The sequence below is a fragment of the Kitasatospora sp. NPDC059571 genome (assembly GCF_042735675.1).
In the GTDB taxonomy this organism is placed as follows: Bacteria; Actinomycetota; Actinomycetes; order Streptomycetales; family Streptomycetaceae; genus Kitasatospora.
The window spans coordinates 1-1,794 of the sequence record NZ_JBHWBW010000782.1 but is presented as its reverse complement, the minus strand read 5'-3'; the positions used below and the strand labels follow the sequence as shown (position 1 = coordinate 1,794).

At 77.7% G+C, this 1,794-nt stretch carries 2 protein-coding genes; one reads left to right on the top strand and one right to left on the bottom strand.

From position 1 onward, the window contains the following. Window positions 1-22: 22 nt before the first annotated feature. Entirely contained in the window at window positions 23-589 is a 567-nt protein-coding gene (locus ACFV0G_RS38965) for a DJ-1/PfpI family protein (RefSeq protein ID WP_380558531.1), read from the bottom strand. 247 nt (window positions 590-836) lie between these two features. Between ACFV0G_RS38965 and ACFV0G_RS38960 the strand changes: the two genes are divergently transcribed. Further along, the gene (locus tag ACFV0G_RS38960) at window positions 837-1,661 is read left to right on the top strand and encodes a tyrosine-protein phosphatase (protein WP_380558527.1); all 825 of its coding nucleotides are present in this window, start codon (window positions 837-839) and stop codon (window positions 1,659-1,661) included. The last annotated feature ends 133 nt before the right edge of the window (window positions 1,662-1,794 follow it).

Sequence of the window (1,794 nt, the reverse complement as noted above, 5' to 3'; positions counted from 1 at the left end):
CCGGGCCGCCGTCCACCGGGGGCTACTCCACCGGCGCCTTGTCGCGCAGCACCTCGATGAAGGCGCGCATCCACGCCGGGTGGTCGGGCCACGCCCGGGCCGAGACGACCACGCCGTCGACCACCGCCTCGCCGTCCACGAAGCCGGCCCCGCCCGCCGCCACGTCGGGCTCCAGCGCGGGGTAGGCGGCCGTGCGCCGGCCGGTGAGCACGCCGCCGACCAGGGTGATCAGCGGGCCGTGGCAGATCTGCGCGACCGGCTTGTCCAGCTCGAAGAAGTGGCGGGCGATCCGCTGCACGTCGGCGTTGTTGCGCAGGTACTCGGGGGCCCGGCCGCCCGGGACGACCAGCGCCGCGTAGTCGGCGGGGTCGACGTCCGCGACCGCGACGTCGGCGGGCCAGGTGTAGCCCGGCTTCTCGGTGTAGGTGTCGAAGCCGTCCACGAAGTCGTGCACCACGAACTGCAGCGTCTTCTTCGCCGGCGCGGCGATGTGCACCTCGTAGCCCTCCTCGCGCAGCCGCTGGTAGGGGTAGAGGACCTCCAGCGACTCCGCCGCGTCACCGGTGACGATCAGAACCTTGACTGCCATGCCGGCGGTACCGTCCCTTCGCTGCGCCCACCCGGTGTGAGCCCCGACACACACTGCCGTCCGGCGGCCCTTCGGGCAATGCGGCGCGCGAGGCACGGGCGGCTCGCGCCCCGAACTCCGTCGTGCGCCGACCATGCGCCCCCGGAAGGGGACGCGCGCCGAACGGCCGCCCGCCGTCCGGGCGCGGCGGATGCACCGCGCGGACGCGCTCCGGGGGCGGCCGGCCCGGCCGCCGCCTAGCGTGCAGGTGAGTCGTGTCCCAGGCCCGGAGGTCGCCATGCAGTGCTCGCAGATCGTGGGATCCAGCACCGTCGCCAACCTGCGCGATCTCGGCGGCATCGCGCTCCCCGGCGGCCGCCGGGTCCGCCCCGGGACGGCCTTCCGCTCGGGCCAGCTGGACCGCCTGGACACCGCGGCCGACCCGGTCTTCGCCCGGCTGGGCATCCGCACCGTGGTCGACCTGCGCACCGAGCGGGAGCGGACGGTGCGGCCGGACCGGATGCCGGGCGGCGCCCACCTGCTGGTCGCCGACGTGATGGCCGACCCGGCGGGTACCGGCACCGCCGCCCGGCTGGCCGCGGCGCTCGCGGACCCGGCGGTGGCCGCCCGCGAGTTCCGCAACGGCCGCGCCGCGCACGCGCTGGCCGCCGACTACCGGGCCTTCGTCACCGCGGAGTCCGCCCGGCACGCCTACCGCCAGCTGATCACCGCGCTCGCCCACAAGGAGGGCGGACCGGTGCTGTTCCACTGCACCGCGGGCAAGGACCGCACCGGGTGGGGCACCGCGCTGGTCCTGCTGCTGCTCGGCGCCGACACGGCGACGGTGGAGGCCGAGTACCTGTCGGTCGGCCCGGCGGTGCGCGCGGCGTTCGCGCCGATGGTGCAGGAGTTCACCGCCGCGGGCGGCGACCCGGAGATCGCGGACGCGGTGTTCGGCGTCCGGCCGGAGTACCTGCGCGCCGCGCTGCAGGCCGTCGCCGACGGCTGGGGCGACGCGGAGAGCTACGCCCGGGCCGCCCTGGGCGTCAAGGACGAGACCCTCGGGCACCTCCGGGAGAACCTGATCGCCTGACCCGCCCGACCCGTGGCGCCCGCGGCGGCGCGGCGGGGGGGGCGGGGGGCGGGGGGGGGGGGGGGCGGGCGGCGCCCGCCGACGCGGGGCGGCCGGGCGGGGGGGGGGAGCCCCGCCAGGCCGCGGGCCCCCG

What these genes read in the sequence shown, in the direction of transcription:
- ACFV0G_RS38965 (WP_380558531.1), bottom strand. Translation starts at nt 589, where the DNA reads ATGGCAGTCAAGGTTCTGATCGTCACCGGTGACGCGGCGGAGTCGCTG.